At 75.2% G+C, this 25867-nt stretch carries 32 protein-coding genes; 16 read left to right on the top strand and 16 right to left on the bottom strand.

The window, feature by feature from the left end; all coding sequences use genetic code 11:
* Positions 1-226: 226 nt before the first annotated feature.
* Entirely contained in the window at positions 227-751 is a 525-nt protein-coding gene (locus tag ABC795_RS10170) for a hypothetical protein (RefSeq protein ID WP_347057061.1), read from the top strand.
* Positions 752-769: 18 nt separating this feature from the next.
* Here ABC795_RS10170 and paaE read toward each other — a convergent pair whose 3' ends face one another.
* From paaE to paaA, 5 genes are all read right to left on the bottom strand, one after another.
* Positions 770-1855: a 1,2-phenylacetyl-CoA epoxidase subunit PaaE gene (gene paaE, locus ABC795_RS10165; RefSeq protein ID WP_347057060.1), complete on the bottom strand. Its 1086-nt coding sequence runs from the start codon at positions 1853-1855 to the stop codon at positions 770-772.
* Entirely contained in the window at positions 1856-2350 is a 495-nt protein-coding gene (paaD, locus tag ABC795_RS10160; RefSeq protein WP_347057059.1) for a 1,2-phenylacetyl-CoA epoxidase subunit PaaD, read from the bottom strand.
* Between the two features lie 11 nt (positions 2351-2361).
* Complete coding sequence (gene paaC / locus ABC795_RS10155; protein ID WP_347057058.1) at positions 2362-3270, bottom strand: 1,2-phenylacetyl-CoA epoxidase subunit PaaC; 909 nt, start codon at positions 3268-3270, stop codon at positions 2362-2364.
* 72 nt (positions 3271-3342) lie between these two features.
* Positions 3343-3708 (bottom strand): 1,2-phenylacetyl-CoA epoxidase subunit PaaB, encoded by a 366-nt coding sequence (gene paaB / locus ABC795_RS10150; protein WP_347057057.1) that lies wholly within the window; start codon positions 3706-3708, stop codon positions 3343-3345.
* Complete coding sequence (gene paaA, locus ABC795_RS10145) at positions 3705-4670, bottom strand: 1,2-phenylacetyl-CoA epoxidase subunit PaaA (protein ID WP_347057056.1); 966 nt, start codon at positions 4668-4670, stop codon at positions 3705-3707. Before paaA ends, paaB begins: the two co-directional genes overlap by 4 nt.
* A gap of 91 nt (positions 4671-4761) precedes the next feature.
* On the opposite strand from paaA, the gene ABC795_RS10140 reads away from it, so the two are divergent.
* From ABC795_RS10140 to ABC795_RS10130, 3 genes are all read left to right on the top strand, one after another.
* On the top strand, positions 4762-5382 hold the full coding sequence (locus ABC795_RS10140) for a TetR/AcrR family transcriptional regulator (protein WP_347057055.1): 621 nt from the start codon (positions 4762-4764) through the stop codon (positions 5380-5382).
* 268 nt (positions 5383-5650) lie between these two features.
* Complete coding sequence (locus ABC795_RS10135; RefSeq protein ID WP_347057054.1) at positions 5651-6958, top strand: S8 family serine peptidase; 1308 nt, start codon at positions 5651-5653, stop codon at positions 6956-6958.
* Between the two features lie 39 nt (positions 6959-6997).
* Positions 6998-7231, top strand: coding sequence for a hypothetical protein (locus tag ABC795_RS10130; protein WP_347057053.1), 234 nt, complete (start codon positions 6998-7000; stop codon positions 7229-7231).
* Between the two features lie 9 nt (positions 7232-7240).
* On the opposite strand, the gene ABC795_RS10125 is transcribed toward ABC795_RS10130, so the two are convergent.
* Positions 7241-7696 carry an STAS domain-containing protein gene (locus tag ABC795_RS10125; RefSeq protein ID WP_347057052.1) on the bottom strand — a complete coding sequence of 152 codons (456 nt, stop codon included), beginning with the start codon at positions 7694-7696 and terminating at the stop codon, positions 7241-7243.
* Between the two features lie 251 nt (positions 7697-7947).
* Here ABC795_RS10125 and ABC795_RS10120 point away from each other — a divergent pair, with 251 nt between their 5' ends.
* Genes ABC795_RS10120 through ABC795_RS10105 form a run of 4 tightly spaced genes read left to right on the top strand, consistent with a single transcriptional unit; the run spans position 7948 to position 10688 of the window.
* Entirely contained in the window at positions 7948-9015 is a 1068-nt protein-coding gene (locus tag ABC795_RS10120; RefSeq protein ID WP_347057051.1) for a phosphotransferase family protein, read from the top strand.
* Positions 9006-9659 (top strand): phosphoglycerate mutase family protein, encoded by a 654-nt coding sequence (locus ABC795_RS10115; protein ID WP_347057050.1) that lies wholly within the window; start codon positions 9006-9008, stop codon positions 9657-9659. Before ABC795_RS10120 ends, ABC795_RS10115 begins: the two co-directional genes overlap by 10 nt.
* Before the next feature lie 35 nt (positions 9660-9694).
* Entirely contained in the window at positions 9695-10240 is a 546-nt protein-coding gene (gene mug, locus ABC795_RS10110) for a G/U mismatch-specific DNA glycosylase (protein WP_347057049.1), read from the top strand.
* Between the two features lie 7 nt (positions 10241-10247).
* Entirely contained in the window at positions 10248-10688 is a 441-nt protein-coding gene (locus ABC795_RS10105; protein ID WP_347057048.1) for a flavodoxin, read from the top strand.
* Here ABC795_RS10105 and ABC795_RS10100 read toward each other — a convergent pair.
* Positions 10678-10911, bottom strand: coding sequence for a hypothetical protein (locus ABC795_RS10100; RefSeq protein WP_347057047.1), 234 nt, complete (start codon positions 10909-10911; stop codon positions 10678-10680). The two genes, ABC795_RS10105 and ABC795_RS10100, sit on opposite strands and share 11 nt — an antisense overlap.
* Positions 10912-11096: 185 nt before the next feature.
* Between ABC795_RS10100 and ABC795_RS10095 the strand changes: the two genes are divergently transcribed.
* Both ABC795_RS10095 and ABC795_RS10090 read left to right on the top strand, forming a co-directional pair.
* Positions 11097-11876, top strand: coding sequence for a phospholipase (locus ABC795_RS10095; RefSeq protein WP_347057046.1), 780 nt, complete (start codon positions 11097-11099; stop codon positions 11874-11876).
* 37 nt (positions 11877-11913) lie between these two features.
* Entirely contained in the window at positions 11914-12456 is a 543-nt protein-coding gene (locus tag ABC795_RS10090) for a sugar O-acetyltransferase (protein ID WP_347060709.1), read from the top strand.
* On the opposite strand, the gene ABC795_RS10085 is transcribed toward ABC795_RS10090, so the two are convergent.
* Positions 12453-13580 (bottom strand): hypothetical protein, encoded by a 1128-nt coding sequence (locus tag ABC795_RS10085; RefSeq protein WP_347057045.1) that lies wholly within the window; start codon positions 13578-13580, stop codon positions 12453-12455. The two genes, ABC795_RS10090 and ABC795_RS10085, sit on opposite strands and share 4 nt — an antisense overlap.
* A 162-nt stretch (positions 13581-13742) precedes the next feature.
* Here ABC795_RS10085 and ABC795_RS10080 point away from each other — a divergent pair, with 162 nt between their 5' ends.
* On the top strand, positions 13743-14615 hold the full coding sequence (locus ABC795_RS10080) for an ATP-grasp fold amidoligase family protein (protein ID WP_347057044.1): 873 nt from the start codon (positions 13743-13745) through the stop codon (positions 14613-14615).
* Positions 14616-15034: 419 nt separating this feature from the next.
* Here the strand turns inward: ABC795_RS10080 and ABC795_RS10075 are convergent, their stop codons facing one another.
* Both ABC795_RS10075 and ABC795_RS10070 read right to left on the bottom strand, forming a co-directional pair.
* A complete protein-coding gene (locus ABC795_RS10075; RefSeq protein WP_347057043.1) occupies positions 15035-15238 on the bottom strand; it encodes a cold-shock protein in 204 nt (67 codons plus the stop codon).
* Between the two features lie 238 nt (positions 15239-15476).
* Positions 15477-15671 carry a hypothetical protein gene (locus ABC795_RS10070; RefSeq protein WP_347057042.1) on the bottom strand — a complete coding sequence of 65 codons (195 nt, stop codon included), beginning with the start codon at positions 15669-15671 and terminating at the stop codon, positions 15477-15479.
* A gap of 92 nt (positions 15672-15763) precedes the next feature.
* Here ABC795_RS10070 and ABC795_RS10065 point away from each other — a divergent pair, with 92 nt between their 5' ends.
* The 5 genes from ABC795_RS10065 to ABC795_RS10045 all read left to right on the top strand — a co-directional run bounded on the left by ABC795_RS10065 (position 15764) and on the right by ABC795_RS10045 (position 20370).
* Entirely contained in the window at positions 15764-16597 is an 834-nt protein-coding gene (locus ABC795_RS10065) for an alpha/beta hydrolase (protein WP_347057041.1), read from the top strand.
* 48 nt (positions 16598-16645) lie between these two features.
* Positions 16646-16828 carry a PspC domain-containing protein gene (locus ABC795_RS10060; RefSeq protein WP_347057040.1) on the top strand — a complete coding sequence of 61 codons (183 nt, stop codon included), beginning with the start codon at positions 16646-16648 and terminating at the stop codon, positions 16826-16828.
* A gap of 80 nt (positions 16829-16908) precedes the next feature.
* Entirely contained in the window at positions 16909-17685 is a 777-nt protein-coding gene (locus ABC795_RS10055; RefSeq protein ID WP_347057039.1) for a cyclase family protein, read from the top strand.
* Complete coding sequence (locus ABC795_RS10050) at positions 17682-19334, top strand: thiamine pyrophosphate-binding protein (RefSeq protein ID WP_347057038.1); 1653 nt, start codon at positions 17682-17684, stop codon at positions 19332-19334. Before ABC795_RS10055 ends, ABC795_RS10050 begins: the two co-directional genes overlap by 4 nt.
* Before the next feature lie 163 nt (positions 19335-19497).
* Entirely contained in the window at positions 19498-20370 is an 873-nt protein-coding gene (locus ABC795_RS10045; protein ID WP_347057037.1) for an alpha/beta hydrolase, read from the top strand.
* A 15-nt stretch (positions 20371-20385) separates the two neighbouring features.
* Here ABC795_RS10045 and ABC795_RS10040 read toward each other — a convergent pair whose 3' ends face one another.
* The 6 genes from ABC795_RS10040 to ABC795_RS10015 all read right to left on the bottom strand — a co-directional run bounded on the left by ABC795_RS10040 (position 20386) and on the right by ABC795_RS10015 (position 25816).
* Positions 20386-22005, bottom strand: a complete 1620-nt coding sequence (locus tag ABC795_RS10040; RefSeq protein WP_347057036.1) for a peptide chain release factor 3 — start codon at positions 22003-22005, stop codon at positions 20386-20388.
* Positions 22006-22201: 196 nt separating this feature from the next.
* Positions 22202-23776: a polyamine aminopropyltransferase gene (locus ABC795_RS10035; protein ID WP_347057035.1), complete on the bottom strand. Its 1575-nt coding sequence runs from the start codon at positions 23774-23776 to the stop codon at positions 22202-22204.
* Between the two features lie 4 nt (positions 23777-23780).
* Positions 23781-24245, bottom strand: coding sequence for a DUF350 domain-containing protein (locus ABC795_RS10030; RefSeq protein WP_347057034.1), 465 nt, complete (start codon positions 24243-24245; stop codon positions 23781-23783).
* A gap of 49 nt (positions 24246-24294) precedes the next feature.
* A complete protein-coding gene (locus tag ABC795_RS10025) occupies positions 24295-24690 on the bottom strand; it encodes a DUF4247 domain-containing protein (protein WP_347057033.1) in 396 nt (131 codons plus the stop codon).
* A gap of 5 nt (positions 24691-24695) precedes the next feature.
* The gene (locus ABC795_RS10020; RefSeq protein ID WP_347057032.1) at positions 24696-25205 is read right to left on the bottom strand and encodes a DUF2617 family protein; all 510 of its coding nucleotides are present in this window, start codon (positions 25203-25205) and stop codon (positions 24696-24698) included.
* On the bottom strand, positions 25202-25816 hold the full coding sequence (locus ABC795_RS10015) for a DUF4178 domain-containing protein (protein ID WP_347057031.1): 615 nt from the start codon (positions 25814-25816) through the stop codon (positions 25202-25204). Before ABC795_RS10015 ends, ABC795_RS10020 begins: the two co-directional genes overlap by 4 nt.
* Between the last annotated feature and the right edge of the window lie 51 nt (positions 25817-25867).

The following is a 25867-nucleotide window of genomic DNA, read 5'->3' as shown; positions in this document are numbered from 1 at the left end:
ACCGGCCGCTGCGGGGCGCCCCCGGTCTTTGCGGAACCGTGACGAAGTGGCGGGCGCGGCAGGGTGCCGCCCCTGCCGGGGCAGCACCAGCGGCAGCACAGCACCCGCCGCGGGAAGCCCCGTGGCCGGACCCCGGCCCGGAAGGAACGACGTCCATGCAGACCAGCCGGCCCACGACCGGGGCGCACGCCCCCGCGCCCCTCGCCCCACGGAACGGGTGAGCGGCGTGGCGTTCCACACCCTGCCCCCGGCCCGGCGTCGCGCGCCGCGCATCGCCGGCGCCTTCCTGGTCACTGCGCTGGGAACCGCCGTCCTCGGCGGCTGTTCGGGCGTCGACGACGCGGAGGGCGGGGGCGGCGAGCCCACCACGGCCGCCGATCCCGACATCCGCCCGTCCGGCGACCTCGAGGACCCCTACGACGGGGCGTACACGGCCGAGTTCCGCGAGGACCTCGACGCGTATACCAACGTGGAGGTGACGTTGACCGGCGAGGTGGTCAGCATCGTCTCGCCGGTGGCGTTCACCATGAGCGGGCCGGATGGTGCCGACGTCGAGCCGATCCTGGTCCTCACCAGCACCGAGCCGGCGCTCGCGCCGGGGGACCAGGTGGTGGTCGCAGCTCAGCCGGAGGACGAGTTCTCGCTCGCGGAGGCCGAGGACGCGCTGGGGGCGGACCTGCCCGACGAGGCGTTCGAGGAGTGGGAGGACGAGCCCTACCTCGCCGCCAGCCAGGTGCGCACCGAGTCGTGAGCCGGGCGGCGCTGCCGGTCAGGTGTCGAAGTCGACGGTGACCGCGTCGCTTCCCGGCACGGCCTGGCAGGTGAGCACGTAGCCGGCCGCCACCTCGTCCGGCTCGAGCGCGTAGTTCCGGCGCATCTCGACCCGCCCGTCGGTGACGTGGGCGCGGCAGGTGCCGCAGACGCCGCCCTTGCAGGCGAAGGGAAGGTCGCCGCGGACCTGCTGCGCCGAGTCGAGCAACGGCACGTCCCGGGGCACGGCGATCGTCGTCGTCCGCCCGTCGAGGACGACGGTCACCTGGGCGCTCGGCCCGTCGACGGTCCGCTCGTCGCCGCGGACCGGCTCGGGTCGGACGTCGTCGACGAAGAAGAGCTCCTGGTGCACGCGTGATCCAGGCACCCCCAGCGCGGTCAGCAGCTCGCGGGCGTCCTGCACCATCCCGTGCGGTCCGCAGAGCCACCAGTGGTCCACGTGGGCGGCGTCGACCAGGTGGCCCACCAGGGTGCCGAGCCGGTCCCGGTCGAGCCGGCCGCTGGTCACCTCGGCTCCGCGCGGCTCGCGGGAGAGCACGTGCACCAGCTGCAGGCGGGGGCCGTGGCGGTCCTTCAGGTCGGCGAGCTCGTCGGCGAACATGACGGTGTCGGTGCGCCGGTTGCCGTACAGGACGGTGACCGTCGACCCGCCGTCCGCCAGCACCGTCGCGGCCAGCGACAGCACCGGCGTGATGCCCGATCCAGCGGCGATGAAGACGTGGTCGGCCGGCGTCGAGAGGTCGGCGGTGAAGGTGCCCGACGGCGGCAGCACCTCGATCGCGTCACCGGGGCGGACCTGGTGGACGAGGTAGGTGGAGAGGAAGCCGCCGGGGACCTCGCGGACGCCCACCCGCGGCGGCGCGCCCACGGGCGCGCAGATCGAGTAGGACCGCCGCTCGTCGCGGTCGCCGTCGACGCGGCGCAGGGTCAGCGCCTGGCCCGGCCGGAACGCGTACTCCTCGGCGAGCTCGGGCGGGACGTCGAAGGTGACCGCCACGGCGTCGTCGGTCAGCCGGTCCACGCGCGCCACCGTCAACGGGTGGAACCGCGGGCGACGGCGGGTGCCCGCTCCCTGTCGCGCCACTCAGATCTCCTTGACGTGCTCGAAGGGCTCCCGGCAGCTGCGGCAGCGGCGCAGCGCCGTGCAGGCGGTGGCGCCGAACTCGCTGAGCTGGTCGGTGTCGGGCGATCCGCACAGCGGGCAGTCGGCCGTGCGCCGGGCCCGGCCGAGCTGGAGGGGCACCGGACCGGGGGCGGCCTCCGGGGCCGGGCCCGGCGGGGCGATGCCGGCCTCGGCCAGCTTCCGGCGTCCCGTGGCGGTGATCCGGTCGGTGCTCCAGGCCGGGGACAGCACCGTGCGGACGTCGACGTCGGCGAAGCCGGCCGCGTGCAGCGCGTGCAGCAGGTCGGCGCGCATCACACCCATGGCCGGGCACCCGCTGTACGTGGGCGTGATCTCGACGACGACCGTGCCCTCCTCCTCCCGCACGTCGCACAGCACGCCGAGGTCGGCGAGCGTGAGCATCGGCAGCTCGGGATCGGTCACCGTCTCGGCGACCGCGCGGGGGTCGAGGGTCACGGGCACCGGCCTCACCAGGTCGCCGCCGGGTGTTCCCGGGCCAGGCCCTGCAGCCCGGTGAGCAGCTCGGTCAACTCCGGCCCGTGCTTCCCCACCCGCCCGCGCGGCGGCGTCCGCGCCGGCCAGGCCGGCGTCCGGAGGGTCGCCTGCTCCAGCACCTGGCGGAGCACGCCGGTCACCTCCTCGGCGGTGTCCGCCGGGTCCACGGCGACGCCCGCGGTGACCAGCCTTCGCTCGACCTCGGTGGCGGCCAGGACGTCGCCCAGCAGAGGCCACACCGCGTCGACGCCGGCCTGGGCCCGGCGGTGGGACAGCGCGGTGCCGTCGCCGAGGCGCAGCACCCAGCGGGCGGCGTGGTCGCGGTGGTAGGCCAGCTCGTGGACGCCCTTGGCGGCGATCGCGGCGAGCACCGGGTCCCGCGATCCGCGCAGCCGGGCGAAGACGGCGAGCCGCACGGTGGAGGCGACGAGCAGCCGGACCATCGTCTGCGCGAAGTCACCGTTCTCCGCCGCGGCCAGCGCGGTGCAGCGGAACTCGCCGGGGTCGCGGAAGTAGGCGAGGGCGTCCTCGTCGGGGATGGAGGCGGTGGCCGTCTTCCGGGACCGGCCGAGCACCCCGACCGATCCGGCCCGGGCCAGCAGCAGCCGGGACTGGCCGAGCAGGTCGAGCGCCGTGTTGGCGATCGCGACCTCCTCCTCGAGCTCCGGCGCGGCCGTCACCCACTGGATCAGCCGCTGGGCGAGCACCAGGGCGTCGTCGCCGAGCATCAGGCAGTAGGCGCCGAGATCGGTGGGGTCCACACCGTCGGGGACGGTGGTGTCGACCCCGGCCAGCGGGTCGTCGAACCCGGCGCCGAAGGCCCAGTGGCCGGCATCCTCCTGCGCGTTGGCCAGCGCGTCGTACACGGTCTCCTCGTGCATGGTGCCCTCCGTGGGTGGCCCTTCCAGGGGTCCCCGCACCGAGGTACGAGGTGCGGGGGAGGAGGGGTCCTCTTACATGTGCGGGACGTCGACCGGGATCTCGTAGAACGTCGGATGGCGGTAGACCTTGTCGCCGCTGGGGGCGAACATCGGGTCCTTCTCGTCGGGGCTCGACGCGGTGATGTCGGCGGCCCGGACCACCCAGATGCTCACGCCCTCGTTGCGCCGGGTGTAGAGGTCGCGCGCGGCGTGCACCGCCATCTCGGCGTCGGGGGCGTGCAGCGAGCCCACGTGCACGTGGTTGAGACCGCGCTTGCCACGGACGAACACCTCGTACAGCGGCCAGTCGCGCTGCACCGCCCGACGGGTAGGGGCCACCGGCACCTCCGACGCAGTCGGGACGGCGCCGCGGCCGCCTTCGGCCGTCAGGTCACTCATGCCGGGGGCCCCGCCTGCTTCGCGGCGTAGGCGGTCGCCGCCTCGGTCACCCAGGCGTTGTCGTCCCGGGCCGCGCGCCGGCGGGCGATCCGCTCGGCGTTGCACGGCCCGCCGCCGCTGATGACCCGCTTCAGCTCTCCCCAGTCGATGGCCCCGAACCGGTAGCGGCCGCTCGCCGGGTCGAAGGACAGCTCCGGATCGGGCAGCGTCACGCCGAGGAACTCCGCCTGGGGCACGGTCATGTCGACGAAGCGCCGGCGCAGTTCGTCGTTGCTGTGCCGCTTGATGCCCCACGCCATCGACTGCGCTGTGTTCGGGCTGTCGGTGTCGGGCGGGCCGAACATCATCAGCGACGGCCACCACCACCGGTCGACGGCTTCCTGCACCATCGCCCGCTGCTCCGCGGTGCCGCCCATCATCGTCATCAGCAGCTCGTAGCCCTGCCGCTGGTGGAACGACTCCTCCTTGCAGATCCGGATCATCGCCCGGGCGTAGGGGCCGTACGAGGACCGGCACAGGGGCACCTGGTTGCAGATCGCCGCGCCGTCGACCAGCCACCCGATCACGCCCACGTCGGCGTAGGTCGGTGTCGGGTAGTTGAAGATCGAGCTGTACTTCTGCCGGCCCTCGATCAGCTTGTCGGTCAGGTCGGCCCGGTCGGCGCCCAGCGTCTCAGCCGCCGCGTAGAGGTAGAGGCCGTGGCCCGCCTCGTCCTGCACCTTGGCCAGCAGGATCACCTTGCGGCGCAGGCTCGGTGCGGCGAGCAGCCAGTCGCCCTCGGGCTGCATGCCGATGGTCTCGGAGTGGGCGTGCTGGGCGATCTGGCGCACGAGCGTCCGCCGGTAGCCCTCCGGCATCCAGTCGCGCGGCTCGATCCGTGAGCCGGCGGCGATGGTGGCGTCGAACAGCGCCTGCAGGCTGGCCTCGTCGGCCGGCGGCCCATCGATCCCCGACGCGACCATGACACCTCCTGCGACTGACCGGTTGGTCAGTAATAGTGTGATGCAGCGCACATCACGCCACAAGCCCCGCCTGCCGGAAGGGATCGCCGCCATGACGACCCGTGGTCCGCGAGCGGAACCGGCCGGACGGCGGGGCCGGCCCGGGCACTCCCTGGACACCCTGCTGACTGCCGCTGTCGAGCTCTTCGACGAGCGCGGCTACGAGGCGGCCAGCATGGAGGAGCTCGCCGGGCGGCTCGGCGTCACGAAGGCGGCTCTCTACCACCACGTGCCGAGCAAGCTCGACCTGCTGAGGGTTGCGCTCGAGCAGGCGCTCGACGCCCTCTTCGCCGTCACCGAGGAGCCGGGGGCCGTCACCGGGCGTGCCGTCGACCGCCTCGAGCACGTGGTCCGGGCCTCGGTCCGGGTGCTCGCCGCGCAGCTGCCGGCGGTCAGGCTGCTGCTGCGGGTGCGCGGCAACTCCGAGGTGGAGCGCGCGGCGCTGGACCGTCGACGGGAGTTCGACCGGCTGGTCGCGGGGCTCGTGGTCGACGCCGTGGCGGAGGGGGACGTGCGCCCCGACGTCGACCCGGCGGTGACTGCCCGGCTGCTGTTCGGGGCGGTCAACTCGGTGACCGGGTGGTACCGGCCCGACGGCGGCCTGTCGCCGGACGAGCTCGCCGACGCGGTGGTCACCACCACGTTCAGCGGGCTGCGCGCCCGCCCGGCGTGAGCCCCGGCTGCCGGCGCAGGACCACGGGGCTGTGTACGGCGCCGGCTCTACCGACCCGGACGGCACCGTCGGGGAGGTCATGTGGATGGACCCGTCGGTGGTGCAGGCCGGCCCCCCGCGGAGCGTCGTACCCCGCGGCCACACTGGGACCGGCGGGACCGGATGGCGGTCCGGCCCGACCTCGGCCACCCTGGGTCTCCGACCGGATACCCGCGGTCGCGAGCGTGCGGGTCGCCGTTCCGGCCCGCCACGACGCCGAGGGGGAGCAGTGATCGATCCGCAGGAGCCGCCGGAGCCGGGCAGGGTCCGGCACGGAGCCGTGGAGCCGACGGCCCGGACCACCGGCCGCCAGATCGTCGTGTTCGCCGACGCCGGGGAGGGCGCCGAGGCGCCCGTGGACTGGGGTCGCGCCGGCGTGCACCGGATCGCCGACTCGCGGGACTTCGCGGACGGGGGCGTGCCCCCGGAGACGCTCCGAGAAGCCGGGGCCACGGTCTTCGCCGCCCTCGGCATCGCCGTCGTCGCGGCCGGTCCGGACCAGGTCGGCGCGCTGCGGGCGGCGTCGGCCCGGCCGGTGCTCTCGGTCTCGCCCGAGCTCGTGCACCGCGTTCTCGGGAACGACGTGGGCGGGTACGCGCGGGGATACCGCGACGGCGTGTCCGACCTGGCCGGACGGCTGCTCCCGCCGGCCGCGCCAGGCGGTGGCGTGCCGACGGCCCGGTTCGCCGACACGCCGTACGCGACGTGGGGGGTGCAGGCGGTGCGCGCGGACGCCTCGTCCCGATCGGGGCGCGGCGTCCGCGTGGCGGTGCTCGACACCGGCTTCGACCTCACCCACCCCGACTTCGCCGGCCGGGCCGTGACGGCCCGCTCCTTCGTCACCGGCGAGGACGCCCAGGACGGTCACGGGCACGGAACGCACTGCATCGGCACCGCCTGCGGGCCGCGGACCCCGCCGGACGGGCAGCGCTACGGGATCGCGCACGAGGCGGAGGTGTATGCCGGGAAGGTGCTCGGGACCGACGGGAGCGGCACCGACGCCGGCATCCTCGCGGGGATGAACTGGGCCGTCACGAGCGGCTGTCCGGTCATCTCCATGTCGCTGGGCGCCGACGTGGTCGAGGCCCACCCGCCCTACTCCGCCGCCGGCCGGCGCGCGCTGCAGCGGGGGTCGCTGGTCATCGCCGCGGCCGGGAACAACGCCGACCGCCCGGCCGGGAACGACGGCTTCGTCGGCGCCCCGGCCAACAGCGTCGAGATCATGGCCGTCGGTGCGGTCGACCAGGGGTGCGAAACGGCCTACTTCTCCGCGCGGAGCCTGCCGGCGCGCGGGGGGCAGGTCGACGTCGCGGGCCCGGGCTGGGAGGTCCGCTCGGCCTGGCCCATGCCGGCCCGCTACAACACCATCAGCGGCACCAGCATGGCCACTCCCCACGTGGCCGGGGTCGCGGCGCTCTGGGCCGAGGCGACCGGCCTGCGGGGGCTGGAGCTCTGGGCGACGCTCTGCCAGGAGAGCGAGCGGCTGCTCCAGCCGTCGGCCGACGTCGGCAGCGGCCTGGTGGTGGCCCCGCGCTGACGGTTCCCGGCCCGGCCGGACCCGCGTAGCGTCGGCCGCATGACCCACGTCAGCGTCACCGTGGACGACGGGCACCTGGCCGCCCTTGACGGCGTGGTGCAGGGCCTGCGCGCCCGCGGCATGCAGGTGGAGCAGGTCCTCGACGGGCTCGGGATCATCACCGGCTCGGTGCAGTCGGGCGCCCTCGGCGCCCTGACCGGCGTCGCCGGGGTCGTCTCGGTGGACGAGCAGTTGACCACCCGGCTGCCCCCACCGGACGCACCGGTCCAGTAGCGGTCCGGGTCAGACCCGGGTCGGCACGGTCCGGATCGGGTGCCCCGCCCGCAGCGGACCGGCCGACGGCAGCGGACGGTGACCGCCCGCCGCGGGCGGCGCCGCGGCGCCGGTGGGGTGCAACTCGAGCATCTGGTCCAGCCCGACCAGCAGGATGAGCCGGTGCAGGCAGGGGCTCGGCCGCTCCAGCACGAGTGCGCATCCGTGCCGCCGGGCCAGGTGGTGCGCGGTGACCAGGATGCGCAGCCCCGCGGCGTCGCAGAAGATGACACCGGCGGCGTCGATGGCCCAGCGGCGGTGCCTGGTGGCGGTCAGCGCCGCCAGCCCGTCGACGACGTGGTGGGCGTTCTCACGGTCGAGCTCGCCGGCGACGGTCACCGTCGCGTCGACCAGGTCGACGCACACGTGGAAGGGGATCGGCTCGTCGTCGTGACGAGGGCTGAACTGCAGTGCGTCCGGTGCCATGGCAGGTCTCCCGCCTGGAGGTCGCGCGAGCCGGGGCCGGTGGCTCCGGGCAAGCGCTACCCGCGGTGCGGCATGCGCCGGGCCGGTGCTTCGACCCACGCGTCACGCTATACCCGGGATGGGGACCGTGGCGGTTCCGCAGCCGCGGTCGGCCCGGTGCTCACCGTGGGCGCGCGGACGGTGACGGCAAGGAGTCCGGGGCGGAGACCGCTGCGGGAGGCGCCCGGGCGGGCCGTGGTGGGATGGGGGCGATGAGCGAGAACGCGACCCGACTGCGTGATGTCCGCCCCGAGGACGCCTTCGACGTCGACGCCGTGCACGCGTGGCTCGCGCCGCGCGTGCCGGCGCTCGGCGGGCGGCCCGCGCCCCAGGTACGGCAGTTCACCGGCGGCGCCAGCAACCTGACCTACCTGCTCGACTACGGCGGCCTCGACCTGGTGCTGCGCCGGCCGCCGCACGGCCACAAGGCGGCCTCGGCCCACGACATGGGTCGCGAGGTCCGGGTGCAGCAGCGGCTGCGGCCGCACCTGGACGTCGTGGCGCAGATCCACGGCTTCTGCGAGGACCCGTCGGTGATCGGCAGCGACTTCTACGTCATGGAGCGGCTGGACGGCGTCGTGCTGAGCCGGACCCTGCCCGAGGGCGTGGAGCTGGGGCCCGACCGCGCGCGGGTACTGGGGGAGACCGCCTACGACACCCTCGCCGAGCTGCACTCGATCGACGTCGACGCCGCCGGCCTGGCCGATCTGGGCAGGGGACCGGGGTACGTCCGGCGTCAGGTCGAGGGCTGGTCGCGCCGGTTCCGCGACGCCCGGACCGACGACGTGCCCGCCGCCGAGGAGCTCATGGCCTGGCTGGCCGCCTCCCAGCCGGAGGACGTGCGCGCCAGCCTGCTGCACGGTGACTGGAAGCTGGACAACCTGGTGCTCGACCTGTCGGGCACGCCGCGGATCACCGGCGTCCTCGACTGGGAGATGGCCACCGTGGGCGACCCCCTCATGGACCTCGGCGCGTCGCTGGCCTACTGGGTCACCGCCGACGACGACGAGGCGTTCGCGATGGTGTCGAACCAGCCGAGCATCCTGCCGGGCATGCCGACGCGGGAGCAGCTCGTCGAGCGATATCTCGCCCGGACCGGTCTGCAGACGTCGAACTGGGCGTTCTACGAGGTCTTCGGGCTGTTCCGGCTCGCGGTGATCCTGCAGCAGATCTGGGCGCGGTACAGCTCCGGGCACAGCACCAACCCACGGTTCGCCACCTTCGGTGCCGCCACCGCCGTCCTGCTCGAGCGCGCGGAGAAGCTGGCCGGATGCCGCTGATCTGCCTCGTCCGGCACGGGCAGGCGTCCTTCGGTGCCGACGACTACGACGTGCTCAGTGACCTCGGCCGGGAGCAGGCCCGCTGCGTGGGGGAGGAGCTGCGCCGCCGGGAGCTGCGCGACCCGCTGGTCGTCTCCGGCACGCTGCGCCGCCAGCGGGACACCGCCGCCCTGCTGGCCGCGGCCGCCGGGTGGCCGGTGGCGGCCGAGCCCGACCCGCGGCTGGACGAGTACGACCACCTGGACCTGCTGAAGCGGTATCCAGGGGAGGGCGGGGCCGGGGACGGGTCCGGATCCCGGGAGGTGCAGCGGCTGCTCGACGGCGCGCTGCGGTCGTGGATCGCGGCGGCTGACGCCGACGGCTGGCCGGCCTTCTCCGCCGGGGCGGTCGCCGCCGTGGCCGACGTGGCCGCCGCAGTGCCCTCCGGGCGCGACGCCGTCGTCGTCAGCTCCGGAGGCGTCATCGCCGCAGTGGTGGCCGCGCTGCTGGGCGCTCCGGGGGACGGCGTCATCGCGCTCAACCGCGCCGCGGTGAACGTCGGCGTCACCTCCGTCCTCGCGGGGTCGAACGGCCTGTCGCTGCTGGCGTTCAACGACCACGCGCACGTCACCGGGGCCCGCAGGGACCTGCTCACCTACCGTTGAGGAGCGGTCGGGTCCTCGCGGGTCAGGATGGGGCGGTGCCCGACGAGCCGACGCCCGACGACGCCCTGCCCGGCAAGGCGCTGCCCGACATCGTGGCCCCCGGGCTCGACGTCCTCTTCTGCGGGATCAACCCGTCCCTGATGTCGGCCGAGCGCGGTCACCACTTCGCCCGGCCGGGCAACCGCTTCTGGCCCGCGATCCACCTCGCCGGGCTGACCCCGCGGCGGCTCTCCCCGGACGAGGACCGCGAGCTGCTGCGCCACGGGCTGGGCGTGACCAACGTGGTGGACCGGCCCACGCGGACCGCGGCCGAGCTGACCCCCGAGGAGCTGCGGGCCGGTGCGGCCGCGCTGGAGCGCCTGGTCACCCGGTACCGGCCGCGGGTGCTGGCGGTCCTGGGCATCACCGCGTGGCGGGAGGGGTTCGGCCGGCCGAAGGCGGTCATCGGCCGGCAGCCCGAGCGCGTGGGCGGCGCCGACACCTGGGTCGTCCCGAATCCCAGCGGGCTGAACGCCCACTTCCAGCTCGCCGATCTCGCCCGCGTCTACCGGCAGCTCCGGCCCGTGCCGGGGACGGGATGATGCCGGGGTGTCCCGTCTCCTCGTGGTCCACCACACCCCCTCACCGGCGCTGCAGGCGGTGCTCGAAGCGGTCCGGGAGGGCGTCGCCCTCGTCGACGACGTCGAGCTGACCGTCCGCCCGGCCCTGTCGGCCGGGGCCGCCGACCTGCTCGCCGCCGACGGCGTCCTGCTGGGCACCCCCGCGAACATCGGCTACATGTCCGGTGCGCTGAAGCACTTCTTCGACACCGTCTACTACCCGTGCCTCGACGCCACCGGCGGGCTGCCCTACGGGGTCTACGTGCACGGCAACGACGACACGGCGGGCGCGCTGCGCAGCATCGAGCGGATCACCGGCGCGCTGCGCTGGAAGCAGGTCGCGGCGCCGCTGAGCCTGACCGGCGCACCCGGTCCGGCCGAGCTGGAGGCCTGCCGCGAGCTCGCGGCGACCGTGGCGGTCAGCCTCTGACGATCCCGGGCACCACGCGCGAGACCACCAGCGCGACGTCGTCGGCGTAGTCCGGCGCCATGCGGCCGAGGAGGGTGTCCGCCACCTCCTCGACGGAGAGGCCGGGGGGGCGCCGGCGGCGGAGGCAGCCGGTCCAACCCGTCGTCCAGCGTCGGACCGCGCCGCTCGACCAGGCCGTCGGGGCGTGGGCGATGCCGCGCAGCAGGTTGCGCAGCCGGCGCATGAGGGCGGCCGCGGTGTGGTCGTGGCCGGCGACGACCGTGGTGGCGCCCTCCCGGGGGGATCCGGGTCACCGCCGTCCTCCCTGATCGCCGGGCCCGGTGACGGGCCGACCCGGAGCCGCCCCGTGTCGCGTGCCGGGGACGGGGTACCGGTCGGCCACCGGATCCGCCGGGGAGGAGGACGACGGTGCCGACGCGACGAGCCGTGCTGGGAGCGGGGGCCGCGACGGCGCTGGCCGTCCTGGGCGCGGGCTGCGCGCCCCGGACGCCGGGCTCGGCCGGTGGGGCGGCGGCGGGGCAGGAGGGGGCCGCGCTCACGGCCCGGCCGACCGGGTCGCCGCCGACGGGTGCGCCCGAGCCCGGTACCCGTCCGCTCGGGCTCGTGTCCTCGCGCGACCCGCTGCTGCACGTCCCGCCGGACCCCGGCACGGGCCCGCTGCCACTGGTCGTCTCCCTGCACGGCGCCGGCGGGGACGCCGAGGCGGGGCTGGGCCTGCTGCGGCCGGCGGCCGACGAGCAGGGGCTGGTGGTCCTGGCGCCTGCGTCGCGGGGGCCGACCTGGGACGCCGTCGGAGGCGAGTACGGCCGGGACGCGGCGCTGGTGGACCGGGCGTTGGCCGAGGTCTTCGGCACGGTGCCGGTGGATCCGGCGCGCATCGCCGTCGCCGGGTTCTCCGACGGGGCCTCGTACGCGCTGGGGCTCGGCCTGGCCAACGGAGGGCTGTTCCGGCACATCGTCGCCTTCTCCCCGGGGTTCGTGCCGCCCGCCCCGCGGTCGGGCAGCCCGGCGGTGTTCGTCTCCCACGGGGTCGACGACGACGTGCTGCCGATCGACCGGACCAGCCGCCGGATCGTGCCCGCGCTCGAGGACGACGGCTACGACGTCACCTACCGGGAGTTCCCGGGGCCGCACGCCGTGCCCCCGGAGGTGCTGCACGCGGCCGTCGAGTGGCTCGCCGCCGACTGACCTCCGACAGGCCGGATAGCGTTCCCGCGTGGGCGAGATGAAGGACCGCATGCTGGCCGGGTTGCCGTACCGCCCCGACGACCCCGACCTCGCCGCGGACGGGCGGCGGGCCGCCGCCCTCGTCGCCGCCTACAACGCCGAGTCCGACCCGCATCGCCGGCACGAGCTGCTCACCGGGCTCCTCGGCGCGGTGGGCGGCGGGACGACGATCCGATCGGACTTCCGCTGCGACTACGGCTACCGCATCAGCATCGGCGCCTACTGCTTCGTGAACTGGGGTGCGGTCTTCCTCGACGTCGGCCCCATCGTCCTCGGCGACTCCGTCCAGCTGGGCCCGAACGTGCAGCTGCTCACCGCCGTCCACCCGCTCGACCCGGCCGAGCGGCGGGCCGGCTGGCAGCACGCGGCACCCGTCACCATCGGGGACAACGCCTGGCTCGGCGGCGGGGTGATCGTGCTCCCGGGCGTCACCATCGGTGCCGACACGGTGGTGGGCGCGGGGGCGGTCGTCACCGCCGACCTGCCCGCCGGCGTGACGGCCGTCGGCAACCCCGCGCGGGTGGTCCGCTCCCTGGGTTAGGCCGACCGCTGCGATCCGGCCGGGGCCACCGGCCGCCCGAGGACGGCGTCCAGCCACTGCCCGGTGCGCCGCCCCCACGTGCGGTCGGCGGCCCAGGCCCGGCGCCGGGCCGCGAACTGCCGCGGCTCCTCCGCGGCGGCGCGCAGGGCGGCGGCCATCTCCTCGGCGCCGGAGACGATCGCGGTGTGCGGGGGGAGCTCCGCGGCGTGCTCGAGGTGACCGGCGGTCGCGACCAGCGGCAGCCCCCGGGCCGCGTAGTCGTAGCTCTTCATCGACGACTGGCCCAGCGCCCGGCCGGGCACGTCGGGGACCAGCCCGACGGTCGCGGCGTCGAGGACGGCGGCCAGCCGGTCCCGCGGCAGCAGACCGCACCAGGTCAGCCGCCCGCCGGACTCCGCGACGAGCGCGCGGAAACGCTCGGCGGCCGGACGGGCCCGGTCGGGGAACACCAGCTGGCCGTGCACGGAGATCGTCCAGTCCGGTAGCGCCCGGAGCAGGGCGCGGACCAGGTCGACGTCGAAGCGCTCGGCGATGCTGCCGACGTAGACCGCGTGCCGCTCGGCGCGCTGGGCCGTCCGGGGCGCGGCGAGCAGGTCGGCGTCGGTGCCGTTCGGCACGACGACCGGCGTCCGCCCCGGGAAGAGCGCGCCCAGGAGCGGGTTGACGACCACCACCTCGTCGGCCTCCGCGGCGATCCGGCGGAGCTGGTCGGGCAGCCGGCGGGCGTGCGGGAGCAGCCGGGCCCAGTCGTCGGTGCAGTCGAACACCACCCGCCCGCGGACGGCGCGGGAGGCGCGCCACTCCCAGGGCAGCATGAAGGCGGTGACGTCGGCGTCCCAGCCCGAGCGCCGGAGGACGGTGCCCAGCAGCGCCGCGTCCAGGCGCTCGGCGAGGGGGCCCCGTGAGCCGGGCAGCACGGTGGAGCGCTCCGACACCCGGACGCCGGGAGCGGCCGGCGCGAACCGGGCCCGGGTCAGGTGGCCCCACCAGTTGGCCGGGTCGCTGCGCAGCCGGCGCCAGTCCGCCGGCGCCTGCAGGAAGCTCACCGGCCGGTCCTGGCGGACGAGCTCGCGGGCGATCATCTGCTCGCGCCGGATGGCCGGATGCCACGGGTCCTTGGCCACGAAGCCCACCCCTCCGGACGGTTCCCGGCTGTCGGTCCTGCTCAGTGCGGGGCCCCGTCCGTCGTCACGGCCCCACCCTAGGAGCAGACCGTCCGGTCCGCCGACCAGACTGTCCGGGAGGGGCCGGTCCGGACGGCCCCGGGGGACCGAGGAGGAGGCAGCGTGGCCGCGGTGCCCGACCGGCTGCACCGGGCCCTGGTGCGGCGCCTGCCGCTCGCGGCGAGGCGTGCCCTGCTGTACGCCGAGGCGCACGGCCGCCGGCCGCACCTGGGGAACCCGCGCACCTTCACCGAGAAGCTGAACTGGCGGATCGTCCACGACCGGCGGCCGCTCATCGGGCAGCTGGGCGACAAGCTGGCGATGAAGGAGTACGCGGCGCGCGCCTGCCCGGGGCTGGCGATCCCGCGGGTGCTGTGGTCGGGCACCGACGTCGGCGAGCTCGCCGGGGTGGCGTTGCCGGAGCGGTGGGTGCTCAAGCCGAATCACGGCACGCTGCGCGTGCACCGCGGCACCGGTGCCCCGGACGTCCCGGCGCTCCGGCGGTTGACCGCCGACTGGCTCGGCGAGCCGCTGTGGCCCGAGCGCGGCGAGTGGGTGTACAGCCAGGCCCGCCGGCTGCTCCTGGCCGAGGAGTTCCTGGGCCGGCCGGGAGAGGTGCTCGCCGACCACAAGTTCCTGGTCTTCGGCGGCCGGGTGCGGCTCGTGCAGGTGGACACCGGCCGGCTCACCGGAAGCCACTCCCGGCGGCTCTACACCCGGGACTGGGAGCCGGTGGCGGCACACGAGCCGCACGTGGTCACCGGCCCGGTCACCCCGCCGCCGGCGGCGCTGCCGGCCATGGTCGCGGCCGCCGAGACGCTGGGCGCGGCGTTCGACTTCGTCCGGGTGGACCTCTACGACGTCGGCGGCGAGGTGTGGTTCAGCGAGCTGACGCCCTATCCCGGCGGCGGGCTCGACCCGTTCGACCCGGCGCTGGACCGGCTGCTCGGCGACTGCTGGACGCTCCCCGGCCGGGCGGAGGTCCGGGCGCCCTAGCGGGAACACCCGGCGCTGCAGCAGCCTCAGGAGGCCGGCAGTTCCCGGCTCACCAGCGCAGAGGGTGCGTGGAGCGGGAGTGCGCGGTCCGGCAGGCCCGGCAGTTCCCCCAGGAGACGATGCACAGCGGCGTGGTCGGGCCACCGCACTCGGGGCACTCGACCGCTCCCTCGGAGCTGGCGCGCGCCTCGCTGAGCGCCCGGGAGCGCTCCTCGTGGATCCTGGCGTCGCCTCGGCAGGGGCAACCGAGATGAGCTTCCTCGCAGCGTCCGGCATGTGTGGCGATGGGGTGCCCCTCGGTCTCGTGGTCGACGGCACGCCGGCGGCGCCCGTCGTCGTCGCCGGTGCGGGCGACGCCCGGGCACCGACGCGAAGGGGGCCACGGCGCAGTGCGCCGTGGCCCCCTCCTCAGGCGTCGATCAGAGCGGGCGGACGTTCTCCGCCTGCGGGCCCTTCTGGCCCTGCGTGACGTCGAACTCGACCTGCTGGCCCTCGTCGAGGGACTTGTAGCCGGTGCCGGTGATGGCGGAGTAGTGGCAGAAGACGTCGGCGCCGCCGCCGTCCTGGGCGATGAACCCGAAGCCCTTCTCCGCGTTGAACCACTTCACAGTGCCCTGAGCCATGTTCGTTCTTCTTCCGTGCTGGGAGGTGACCGCACAGGTACGTACCGGGTGCGGGGCCGCCGCACCGACCGGAAGGACCGAGAGGAACGTCAGGCAGAGACGACTGCGGACGTCCAAGAACGAAAGCAGAGGCGCAACAGCGACCGAGCAGAACTGTACGCCCTGCCGGCCGCCATGGGAAGCGCCTGGTCACGGGCGCGCCTCGGCGGGGGGTGACGACCCGGCTGACGGAGCCGGCTCAGCGGGCGGTCGCCAGGTCCTTCGCCGCCTTCGCCACGTACATGACCGACAGGGCCAGGAAGAGGGCTCCGATCGCCGCCCGCACCTGGTCGTCGGTGACCGGCGTCCGCTGGGCCACCGGCCCGGCCACCGCATCCGCCACGCGTGCGCGCCAGCCCTTGAGGCCGGCCTTTCCGAGAGTCACTGCGTCCATGGCCGGGGGTCCTACCCCGTGCACGCCCGGATACCCACGGCCGGTCGAGGCCACCACGTGCACGGACCCGGGGACGTGGGCAGTGACCCCTCATGGAGCTACCCATCGGAGAGACGCGCACGGTCCAGGTCGGCGATCACCGGCTGCACGTCTGGGAGGCCGGGAGCTCCGGACCGACGGTCCTGCTGATCCACGGCATCCCGACCAACCACCGGCTCTGGCAGGACGTCGTCCCGGCGGTGGCCGCGGAAGCGCGGGTGCTGGCCGTGGACATGCTCGGCTACGGGAACTCGGATCCGTCCGGGGGGAGCCGGGTGGACCTCGCGGCGCAGGCGGCCTTGCTGCTGCGGCTGCTCGACACATCAGCGGTGGAGCGCACGGTGGTCGTCGGCCACGACCTCGGTGGAGGAGTGGCGCAGATCCTGGCCACCACCGCCACCGAGCGGGTCGCCGGCCTGGGCGTCGTCAACGGGGTGTCCTACGACGGGTGGCCGGTACCGCTGGTCCGGGCGATGAAGGCCGCCTGGCCGGTGATCGAGCACCTGCCGCCCACCGCACTCGCCACCGGACTACGTCCGGCGCTGCGCACCCTGTTCGCGCACCAGGACCGCGCCGCGCCGTTCATCGACCGCTTCGTCGAGCCGTGGGAGCGCCCGGGCGGCCCCGCGCAGCTCGCGCAGCACCTTCGGTCGCTGGACTCCGTCTACACCCAGACGGTGGCCCCTTTCCTGCCCCGGCTGTCCCTCCCGGCCGAGATCGTGTGGGGCCGCCGGGACCACCAGATGAAGCCGGAGTACGGGCAGCGGCTGGCCGACGACATCCCGGGTGCCCGGCTGACCTGGATCGACGACGCGAGCCACTTCGCGCCCGCCGACCGGCCCGACGTCGTCGCCGAGGCGGTGCTGCGCCTGGTCGCGCAGGCCTGACCGGCCGGGGCAGGTGTGCCCCCGGCCGGGGCCGGGTAGGGCGCCGGAATGACATCTACGCTGGTCAGACCACGTTCGCAGAAGGTCATCGCCGGGGTGTGCGCCGCCCTGGCGAACCGGTTCGGCGTCTCCCGGACCCTCGTCCGGCTCGGCTTCGTCGTCTTCGGCGTCGTCGGCGTCGGGGAGCTCGTCTACATCGCCCTGTGGATCATGATCCCCAAGGAGCGCTGAGGCGTTCCCGGGAGGGCCGGGCTGCCGACGACGATCATGTTTGACTGTCGGCCGTTCCGCCCTCCTGCGAAGGGACTTCGATGTCGCTCCTCACCAGCCTCGCCGAGGCGCTGGCCACCGCGCGGATCGAGGTCGTCGACCTCACCGCGCCCCTGTCGGCGGAGACGCCGGTCATCCAGCTGCCCGAGCAGTTCGCCCAGACGGCGCGGTTCGAGCTGGAGGAGCTGAGCCGGTACGACGACCGCGGCCCGGCCTGGTACTGGAACAACTTCCGTACCGGCGAGCACACCGGAACGCACTTCGACGCGCCCAACCACTGGGTGACCGGCCGGAACGGCGACGACGTCGCCTCGGTGCCGGCCGGGCGGCTGATCGCCCCGGCCGTCGTGCTGGACTTCTCCGCGCAGGCCGCCGCCGACCCCGACTTCCTGCTCGAGGTCGAGCACGTGCGGGAGTGGGAGGCCGAGCACGGGCCGCTACCCGAGGGCGGGTGGCTGCTCTTCCGCACCGGCTGGGACGCCCGGTCGGCCTCCCAGCAGGCGTTCCTCAACGCCGACGACACCGGACCGCACACTCCGGGGCTCTCGCCGGCCTGCGCGCGCTGGCTCGCCGAGGAGTCCCCGGTCCTCGGGCTCGGCGTCGAGACCGTGGGCACCGACGCGGGCGCGGCGCACTCCTTCGACCCGCCGTTCCCCTGTCACGCGGCGCTGATGGGCAGCGGCAAGTACGGGCTGACCCAGCTGCAGAACCTCGACCGGCTCCCGGCGACCGGTGCCCTCCTGGTGGCGGCACCGCTGCCGATCGTCTCCGGATCCGGCTCGCCGTCGCGGGTGCTGGCGCTGGTCGAGCGGGGATGACCCCGGCCACCGGGCGCACGGTCGCGGCAGCCGTCGGGGAGACGCTGGTCCGGCGCGGGGTCGACACGGTCTTCGGCGTCGTCGGCTCGGGCAACTTCGTGGCGACCAACGCGATGGTCGCCGCGGGGGCCCGGTACGTCGCGGCCCGCCACGAGGGCGGCGCGGCCACGATGGCCGACGCGTACGCCCGGACCAGCGGCCGGGCGGCGGTGCTCAGCCTGCACCAGGGCTGCGGCCTCACCAACGCGCTCACCGGCATCACCGAGGCGGCGAAGAGCCGCACCCCGCTGGTGGTGCTGACGGCGGAGGCGACGTCGGCGCGCTCCAATTTCTACGTCGACCAGTTCGGGCTGGCCACCGCCGTCGGCGCGGTGCCGGTGCGGGTGACCTCGGCGGCCGAGGCGGTCGCGGTGGCCGGCGCCGCGGTGGACACCGCCCGGCAGGAGCGGCGCACCGTCGTGCTGAACCTGCCGCTCGACGTCCAGTCCCTCGCCGCGGAGGAGGCCGGCGCTCCGCCGGCACCGCACCGGGCGGCGCCGGTGCCCGCCGACGCGGAGGTGGCGCGGTTGGCCGACGCGCTGCGCGCCTCGCGGCGGCCGGTGTTCGTGGCCGGCCGGGGCTCCCGCGGGCCGGGTGCCCGCCGGGCGCTGGAGGAGCTGGCCGCGCGCTGCGGGGCGCTGTTGGCGACCTCGGCGGTGGCCCGGGGGCTGTTCCGCGGCAGCGACTGGGACCTGGACGTCTCCGGCGGGTTCGCCACCCCGCTGGCCGCCGAGCTCATCGGCGGCGCCGACCTGATCGTTGGCTGGGGCTGCCAGCTCAACATGTGGACCATGCGGCACGGGCGGCTGATCGCCGACGACGCCACCGTGGTGCAGGTCGACCTCGACGCCGACGCGATCGGCGCGCAGCGGCAGGTCTCCTTCGGCGTCACCGGCGACGTGCGGGCCGTCGCCGAGGCGGCGGCGGCCCGCGTGGGCTCGTCCGGGGCCGCGGGCTACCGGACGCCGGAGGTGCGGTCCGCCCTGGCGGGGCGGGGCCGCTGGCGGGACGAGCCGCTGCCCGGCGCCGCGGACGGCGAGCGCATCGATCCGCGGTCCCTGACCGTGGCGCTCGACGACCTGTTGCCCGCCGAGCGGGTGGTGGCCGTCGACTCCGGCAACTTCATGGGCTACCCGAGCATGTTCCTCGACGTGCCCGACGAGCAGGGCTTCTGCTTTACGCAGGCCTTCCAGTCCGTCGGCCTGGGCCTCGCCACGGCGATCGGCGCGGCGCTGGCCCGGCCCGACCGGCTGCCGGTCGCGGCCCTCGGCGACGGCGGGGCGCTGATGGGCGCGGCCGAGCTGGAGACCGTCGTCCGGCTGGGCCTGCCGATGGTCGTCGTGGTCTACGACGACGCCGGCTACGGCGCCGAGATGCACCACTTCGGTCCGGACGGGCACCCGCTGGACACCGTCCGCTTCCCGGAGACCGACTTCGCCGCGCTCGCCCGCGGTCACGGCTACGCGGCGGTGACCGTGCGGCGGGCCGCCGACCTTGACGGGGTCGCCGCGTGGCTGGCCGGACCGCGGTCGGCACCGCTGCTCGTCGATGCCAAGGTGACTCGCGACCAGCCCTCGTGGTGGCTGGAGGAGGCGTTCCGCGGCCACTGACCGAGGACCTGCTGGACCGCCCAGCGAGCCGGTCCAGCAGGTCCTCGGCGGCGTCGGTCACTCCCCGCGGCTGAGCACGCCCACCGGTGGATCGGCCGCCATGCGGGCGAGCTGGCAACCGGCGCCGCCGGGTGAGGCCGGGATCGGCGGGTAGGGGAGCCCCATGGTCGAGGACCCCTCACCCGGTCAGAACAGCATCCGGCTGCGCGACGGCCGGGTGCTCGCGTACGCCGAGTACGGCGATCCGGCCGGCTGGCCGGTGCTGGGCTGCCACGGATCGCCCAGCTCGCGGCTGGAGCGGCACGTGGAGGACCCCGACGCCTACCGGCGGTGGGGGATGCGGGTGATCGTCCCGGACCGCCCCGGCTTCGGGCGCTCGGACCCGCAGCCCGGTCGCCGGGTGCAGGACTGGCCCGACGACGTCGGGCAGCTGCTCGACCACCTCGGCGTCGACCGCTTCTCGGTGGTCAGCCTGTCCGGCGGGGCGGCCTACGCGCTGGCGTGTGCGCACACGTTCGCCGACCGCGTCCGGGCCGTCGGCATCCTCGGTGGGGCGCCGCCGCCCGACGTGCCCTGGCCGTGGCCGCGCTGGGTGCCGCGGCGCGTGCGGGCCGCCGCGCACCGGCCCGCGCAGCTGGCGGCGGTGCTCCGGCCCGTCCTGGCGCCGATCGGGCTGCGGCCGGCGATGATCCCGCGGTACCTGCAGCTGCGGCTCAACGCCGCCGACCGGCGGGTGATCGGCCGGCCGGCGGTCCGGGGGATCCTGGCGGCGACGTTCAGCGAGGGGCTGCGGAACGGAACCGCCGTGCTGGCCGAGGACCGGGCGCTGCTGTTCCGGCCGTGGGGCTTCCCGCTGTCGGAGATCCGCCAGCACGTGCACATCTGGCACGGGACGCAGGACTGGCAGGTGCCCGTCGTCCTGGGGCAGGTCCTGAGCGCCATGCTGCCCGTCTGCACGGCGCACTGGCTCGGCGGCGAGGGGCACTTCTTCGTCTTCGACCACGCCGAGGAGGTGTACGCCGCCCTACGGGGGTGACCGCGCGTGCCCGGCTCAGGCCAGCTGCGCGGCCACCAGCGGCTCCAGGGTGACGCGCGGATGGCGCTGCTGGAGCATCCGCAGCGCCCACTTGTCGGGGAACAGGGCGAGCAGCTCGCCGGTGGTCCGCTGCACCACCTCGACCCCGCCGGAGCTCGCGATCAACGGCAGGGACGCCTCGTCGGTGCGCATCGCGATGCTGTAGGGCAGCCGGTCCAACGCCACCGGGGCGTTGAACTCGTGCTCCATGCGGTGCGTGGCCACCTCGAACTGCATCGGCCCGACGACGGCGAGCACGGGGGAGCCGTCGCCCCGCCGCTCGGAGCGCAGGACCTGCACCACGCCCTCGGAGTCCAGCTGCTCGATGCCCTTGCGGAACTGCTTGTGCTTGGCGGTATCCCGGCTGCGCACCACCGCGAAGTGCTCGGGTGCGAACGTGGTCAGCGCCGGGTAGCTGACCGACCGGTCGGTGTACAGGCTGTCGCCGACGCCGAGCGCCGAGGCGTTGACCAGGCCGACGACGTCGCCGGGGTAGGCGACGTCGACGCTCTCCCGCTCCCGGCCGAAGACGTGCTGGGCGTACTTGGTGGCGAAGGGGCGTCCTGTACCGGCGTGCGTGACGACCATGCCGCGCTCGAAGACGCCCGAGCAGATCCGGATGTAGGCCAGCCGGTCGCGGTGGGCGGCGTCCATGCCCGACTGCACCTTGAAGACGAAGGCGCTGAACGGCTCGTCGAGGCCGCGCACCGCGCCGTCGGCGTCCGGGCGCCCGGCCGGCGGCGGGGCGAGGTCGACCAGGGTGTCCAGCAGCGCGCCGACGCCGAAGTTCGAGATCGCGGATGCGAACAGCACCGGCGTGGTCACCCCGCCCAGGAAGGACTCCTGGTCGTGCTCCGCGCCGGTCGCCTCGAGCAGCTCGGCCTCCTCCTCGGCCTGCCGCCAGACGTCGCCCTCGCGCGCGGTGGCCTCGGCGGCGGTCAGCAGCTCCTCCGGGGCGATCGTCGCCCCGCCCGCGGTACGGGTGAAGCGGCGGAAGGTGCCGTCACGGCGGTCGAGCACGCCCCGGAAGTCACCGGCGATGCCGACCGGCCAGGTCAGCGGGGTGGGGGTGAGGCCGGTGCGCTCGCTGATCTCGTCCATCAGCTCGAGGGCGTCCTTGCCGGGCCGGTCCCACTTGTTGATCACCGTGATGATCGGGATGCCGCGGTGCTTGCAGACGGCGAAGAGCTTCATCGTCTGCGTCTCCAGGCCCTTCGCCGCGTCGACGAGCATCACGGCGGCGTCGACGGCGGTGAGCACCCGGTAGGTGTCCTCGGAGAAGTCGGCGTGCCCGGGGGTGTCCAGGAGGTTGATCACCGCGTCGCGGTACTCGAACTGCAGCGCCGCCGAGGTGATGGAGATCCCGCGGGCCTTCTCCATGTCCATCCAGTCCGACACGGTGCCCCGGCGGCCGGCCTTGCCGTGCACCGCGCCGGCCTGCCCGATCACCCGCGCGTGCAGGGCCAACGCCTCGGTGAGCGTGGACTTCCCGGCGTCGGGGTGGCTGATGACGGCGAAGGTGCGCCGCCGGGCGGCCTCCGCGACCGCCGAGCGGGCGGTCCGATCCGCATCACCGGAGGTGGGAGCGGCAGTCACGGGTGGTCCTCCTCGCAGGACGGGGCGCCGGCGCCTCGCGGGAGGGCGGCGGCGGGTGGAGCGGGGACACCGCGGCCGGGGCGCTCCGCCGGCCGGGCCCCGGGGGGCCGGAGGGTCGGGCGCGCAGCGTCGGTGTCCTGAAGAACAGCACGCTACAGGCGTGTGCCCATCGGCCGCGTCGCCGCGCTCCGCTGCGTCAGCCGGTGTAGCCGGCGCGCAGGTCCTCGACGATCAGCGGCCGGTCCAGGGTCGAGGGCGCCAGCCGCTGCCGGGGCCGGTCGGCGGGGAAGACTGCGGCGGCGGCCAGCACGTCGGGGTGGAGGAACCGGGTCGCCGGTGCGGCAGGGGACAGCGCCAGGTCGGGCGGCCGCGGACCGCGCTGGGCCAGCGCGAAGCCCCAGTCGCCGAAGCTCGGCACGTGCACGTGGTACGGCGCGGCGGCCAGCCCGGCGGCGTCGAGGGTCGAGACCGTCCGCCAGAACGCCGTGGGGGTGGAGTACGGGCTGCCGGCCTGCACCACCACGAGCCCCTCGGGCGCGAGCGCGGCGGCGACCAGGCCGTAGAACTCCTCGGAGTAGAGCCGGCCCAGCACGGGGGTGTCCGGGTCGGGCATGTCGACGATCACCGCGTCGAAGCCGTCGGCGGCCGGGGAGCGCAGCCAGCGGAAGGCGTCCTCGGGGACGACCTGGACCCGGGGGTCGTCGAGCGCATGGTCGTTGAGCGCGGCGAGCCGCGTGCGGGCCAGCTCGATGACGGCTGGGTCCAGCTCCACCTGCACGACCTCCTCGACCGAGGGGTGGCGCAGCACCTCGCGGGCGGCCAGGCCGTCGCCGCCGCCGAGGACGAGCACCCGCCGGGGGTCGCGGGACAGCACGGGGTGCACCAGCGACTCGGTGTACCGGTGCTCGTCCCGGCTGGAGAACTGCAGGTCGCCGTCGAGGTACAGCCGGGTGTCGCCGGAGCGCTCGGTGACCACGATCTCCTGGTACGTCGAGCGCTCGGCGGCCACCACGGGGTCGTCGTAGAGCCGCTGCCGCGCCGTCGTCTCGATGTCCTGGGCGCGCAGCAGCAGGAACCCGAGCCCGGCGGCCGCGACGAGCAGCGCGGCGGTGGCGGAGCGGCGCGCGCGGACGCTCATCTGCCGGCGCAGCAGCAGGCCGGAGACCACGGCGGCGGCGAGCAGGTTGACCAGGCCGGTGATCGCCGCCCCGCGCACCTGCCCCGCCACGGGCAGCAGCAGGAACGGCCACAGCAGGCCGCCGAGCAGGGCGCCGGCGTAGTCGGCGGCGTTGAGGTCGGCCAGCACCTTGCCCGAGCCCTCGGCGTCGATCCCGCTGCGCCCGGTCTGCAGCAGCGTCATCAGCAGCGGCACCTCGGCGCCGACCAGCACGCCGAGCACCCCGGTCGCGACGAGCAGGACGGCGGTGCTGGTGCCGTAGAAGGAGAACGACACGTAGAGGGTGACGGCGCTCAAGCCCCCCGCGACGCCGAGCAGGATCTCCACCGCGACGAACGTCGTCGCCGCGTGCGGCAGGAAGGGCTTGACCAGCAGGGCACCGGCGCCGAGCGCCGCGACGAACCCGGCGACGATCAGCGAGGTCTGGGTGATCCCACCGCCGACCAGGCTGGCCGACAGGGTGAGCAGGACCAGTTCGTAGATCAGCCCGCAGGCGGCGCAGACCGCGACGGCGGCCAGCAGCAGCGGCCGGGAGCGGACCGCGCCGCGGCCCGCCGCCGGTGCCGGGGCCACCTCCGGCGCGGACGCGGCCACGGCGTCAGGACAGCGCGGCGGCGTTGACCGCGCCGATGGCGACCAGGCTGGTGGCGACCGCCCACGCCGAGCCCCGCATCCGCGGCTCGTTGACCAGGTCCCGCAGGTTCTCCGGGATCACCGCGTCCAGCAGCCGGAGCGCCACGGCCTGCAGCACGACGCCGACCAGCCCGTAGACGGCGGTGTCCACCAGGCCCTGGCCGAGGCTGTCGGCGCTGGTCATGATCGCGGTGACCACGATGATCCCGAGGGCCAGGTGGTTGGCGGCGAGGAGGATCGCGGCGTTCGGGTTGTGGTCGGTGTAGACCTGGGTGCGCAGGTTCCCGGGCGTCAGCAGGTCCAGCGCGAGGAAGCCCAGCGCCAGCACGCCGACGCCGATCACGAACCACAGCAACGTCGCCAGCACGCCGTCGACCAGGGCGCCGCCCTCGACCGTGCCGAACTCCAGGGCCTGCCAGGTGCTGCTCACGTCGGGGTTCCTCCTGAGGTCGGGTGCGCCCACGGCGTACGCGGACGGGTCACTTGGCGTCACCGGGGCCGCCGCTGCCGCCGCCCCCGACGGGGGAGCCCGGCCGGAACCCGGGGCCGAGGAAGGCGAAGAAGCCGCTGCGGTAGCGCCCGTCGAGGTCCTCGACGCGCACCGTGCTGCCGCCGGCGGCCGCGCTCACGATGACGATGTCGTCGTCGTAGCGCAGGTACTCGTTGCCGCCGTCGGCCTGCCGCTCGGCCGGAGGGACGGCGTCGGCGATCGCCGCGGTCGTCGTGCCGACCGGGTCGGGGGAGGAGTAGACGACCGTGTCGTCGGTCGCGCTCTGCCGGTCGTAGGTGCCGGCCAGGAAGTCGCGGACGCGGGTGCCGCTGCTGCAGCCGGCCAGGAGGACGGCGACCAGGAGCACGGCCAGCACGCGGGGCATCGGTCTCACGGCGTCCACCAGCTCCGGGTCGTGACGACCTCGCCGGTGACGCCGGCGGGGTACAGGTGCCAGGTCTGCCAGGCCCAGCCGCCGCCCGCACGAGGTTGCGCGGTCATGGCGGTCAGCGCCCCCGCCGACCCCGGGAAGGCGCCGCACAACCAGGCCGGATCGGCCGCGGCGAGCCCCCGCAACCGGTCGGCGGTCGCGTCGAGCTCACCGCGGCCGGTGGCGGTGACCGCCGTGGTGAGCCGGTAGCCGCCGGAACGGGCGGCGCGGGGGAGCGGGTGGCCGCCGGCGCCGACGGCGTCGCAGGAGACCTGCTCGGTCAGCCGGCGGCCGCCGGCCTCGGCGGTGACCACGTGGGAGGCCCCGAGCACGCCGAGGGTGATCGATCCGCCGCCGGGACCGGGCAGCCGGAGCTCCGCCAGCGTCTCCGGCGCGGGGCCGCCGAGCAGCAGCCCCAGCGCGGCGGCGGAGACGTCCCGCGGCTCCACGTCCAGCTGGTGCAGGCTCATGCCTCGGGCGTCCGGTGGTAGACGGTGAGCTCGCCGCGGCTCACGCTGCGGCCGGTGGAGACCTCCCACGACTGGGTCGGCGCCCAGCGCTCGAAGGCGAGCAGGCCGGTCTTGTCCGCGGTGGCGTAGTCGGCGTAGTCGACGGTCCCGGTGGCCGGGGTGCCCGTGGTCCCCTCGGCGGTGTAGGACGCCCGGCCCCGCTCGATCTGCCGGTGCACCCGGTCGTCGAGGATCACGTCGCCGTCCGGCGTGAGGTTCGTGCCCTCCCGGCGCATCCAGAGGGTCATCTCCAGCTCTCCCTCGTCGTCCTCCACGGTGAGCCAGCGGCGGCCGGTGGAGCCGTCCAGCAGGTGCTCGCGCCAGGTCATGCCGCCCTCCTCGAGGACGATCGTGCCGCGGACGACGTGGTCGATCCCGGCGTAGGTGATGACGTCGCCGACGCCGATCGCGTGCGGGTCGTAGACGTCGGGCTCGTCGGCCAGCGGGTCCACGCGGGGGCGGGGGGCCGCCGCGCGGGCGAGGTTCCGCCGGCGCAGCACGAGGATCACCACCGCGAGGACCGCCAGGGCCACGAGCACGACGATCAGCAGGACGAGGAGCACGTCGGGCATCGGGCGGCCTCCTGGCGGTCGGCGGACGGGCCGGGGAGAACCTATCGCGCC

Source organism: Blastococcus sp. HT6-30 (assembly GCF_039729015.1).
Classification (GTDB): domain Bacteria; phylum Actinomycetota; class Actinomycetes; order Mycobacteriales; family Geodermatophilaceae; genus Blastococcus.
The sequence above is the reverse complement of the archived record's forward strand: the minus strand, read 5'-3'. Positions and strand labels throughout refer to the sequence as shown.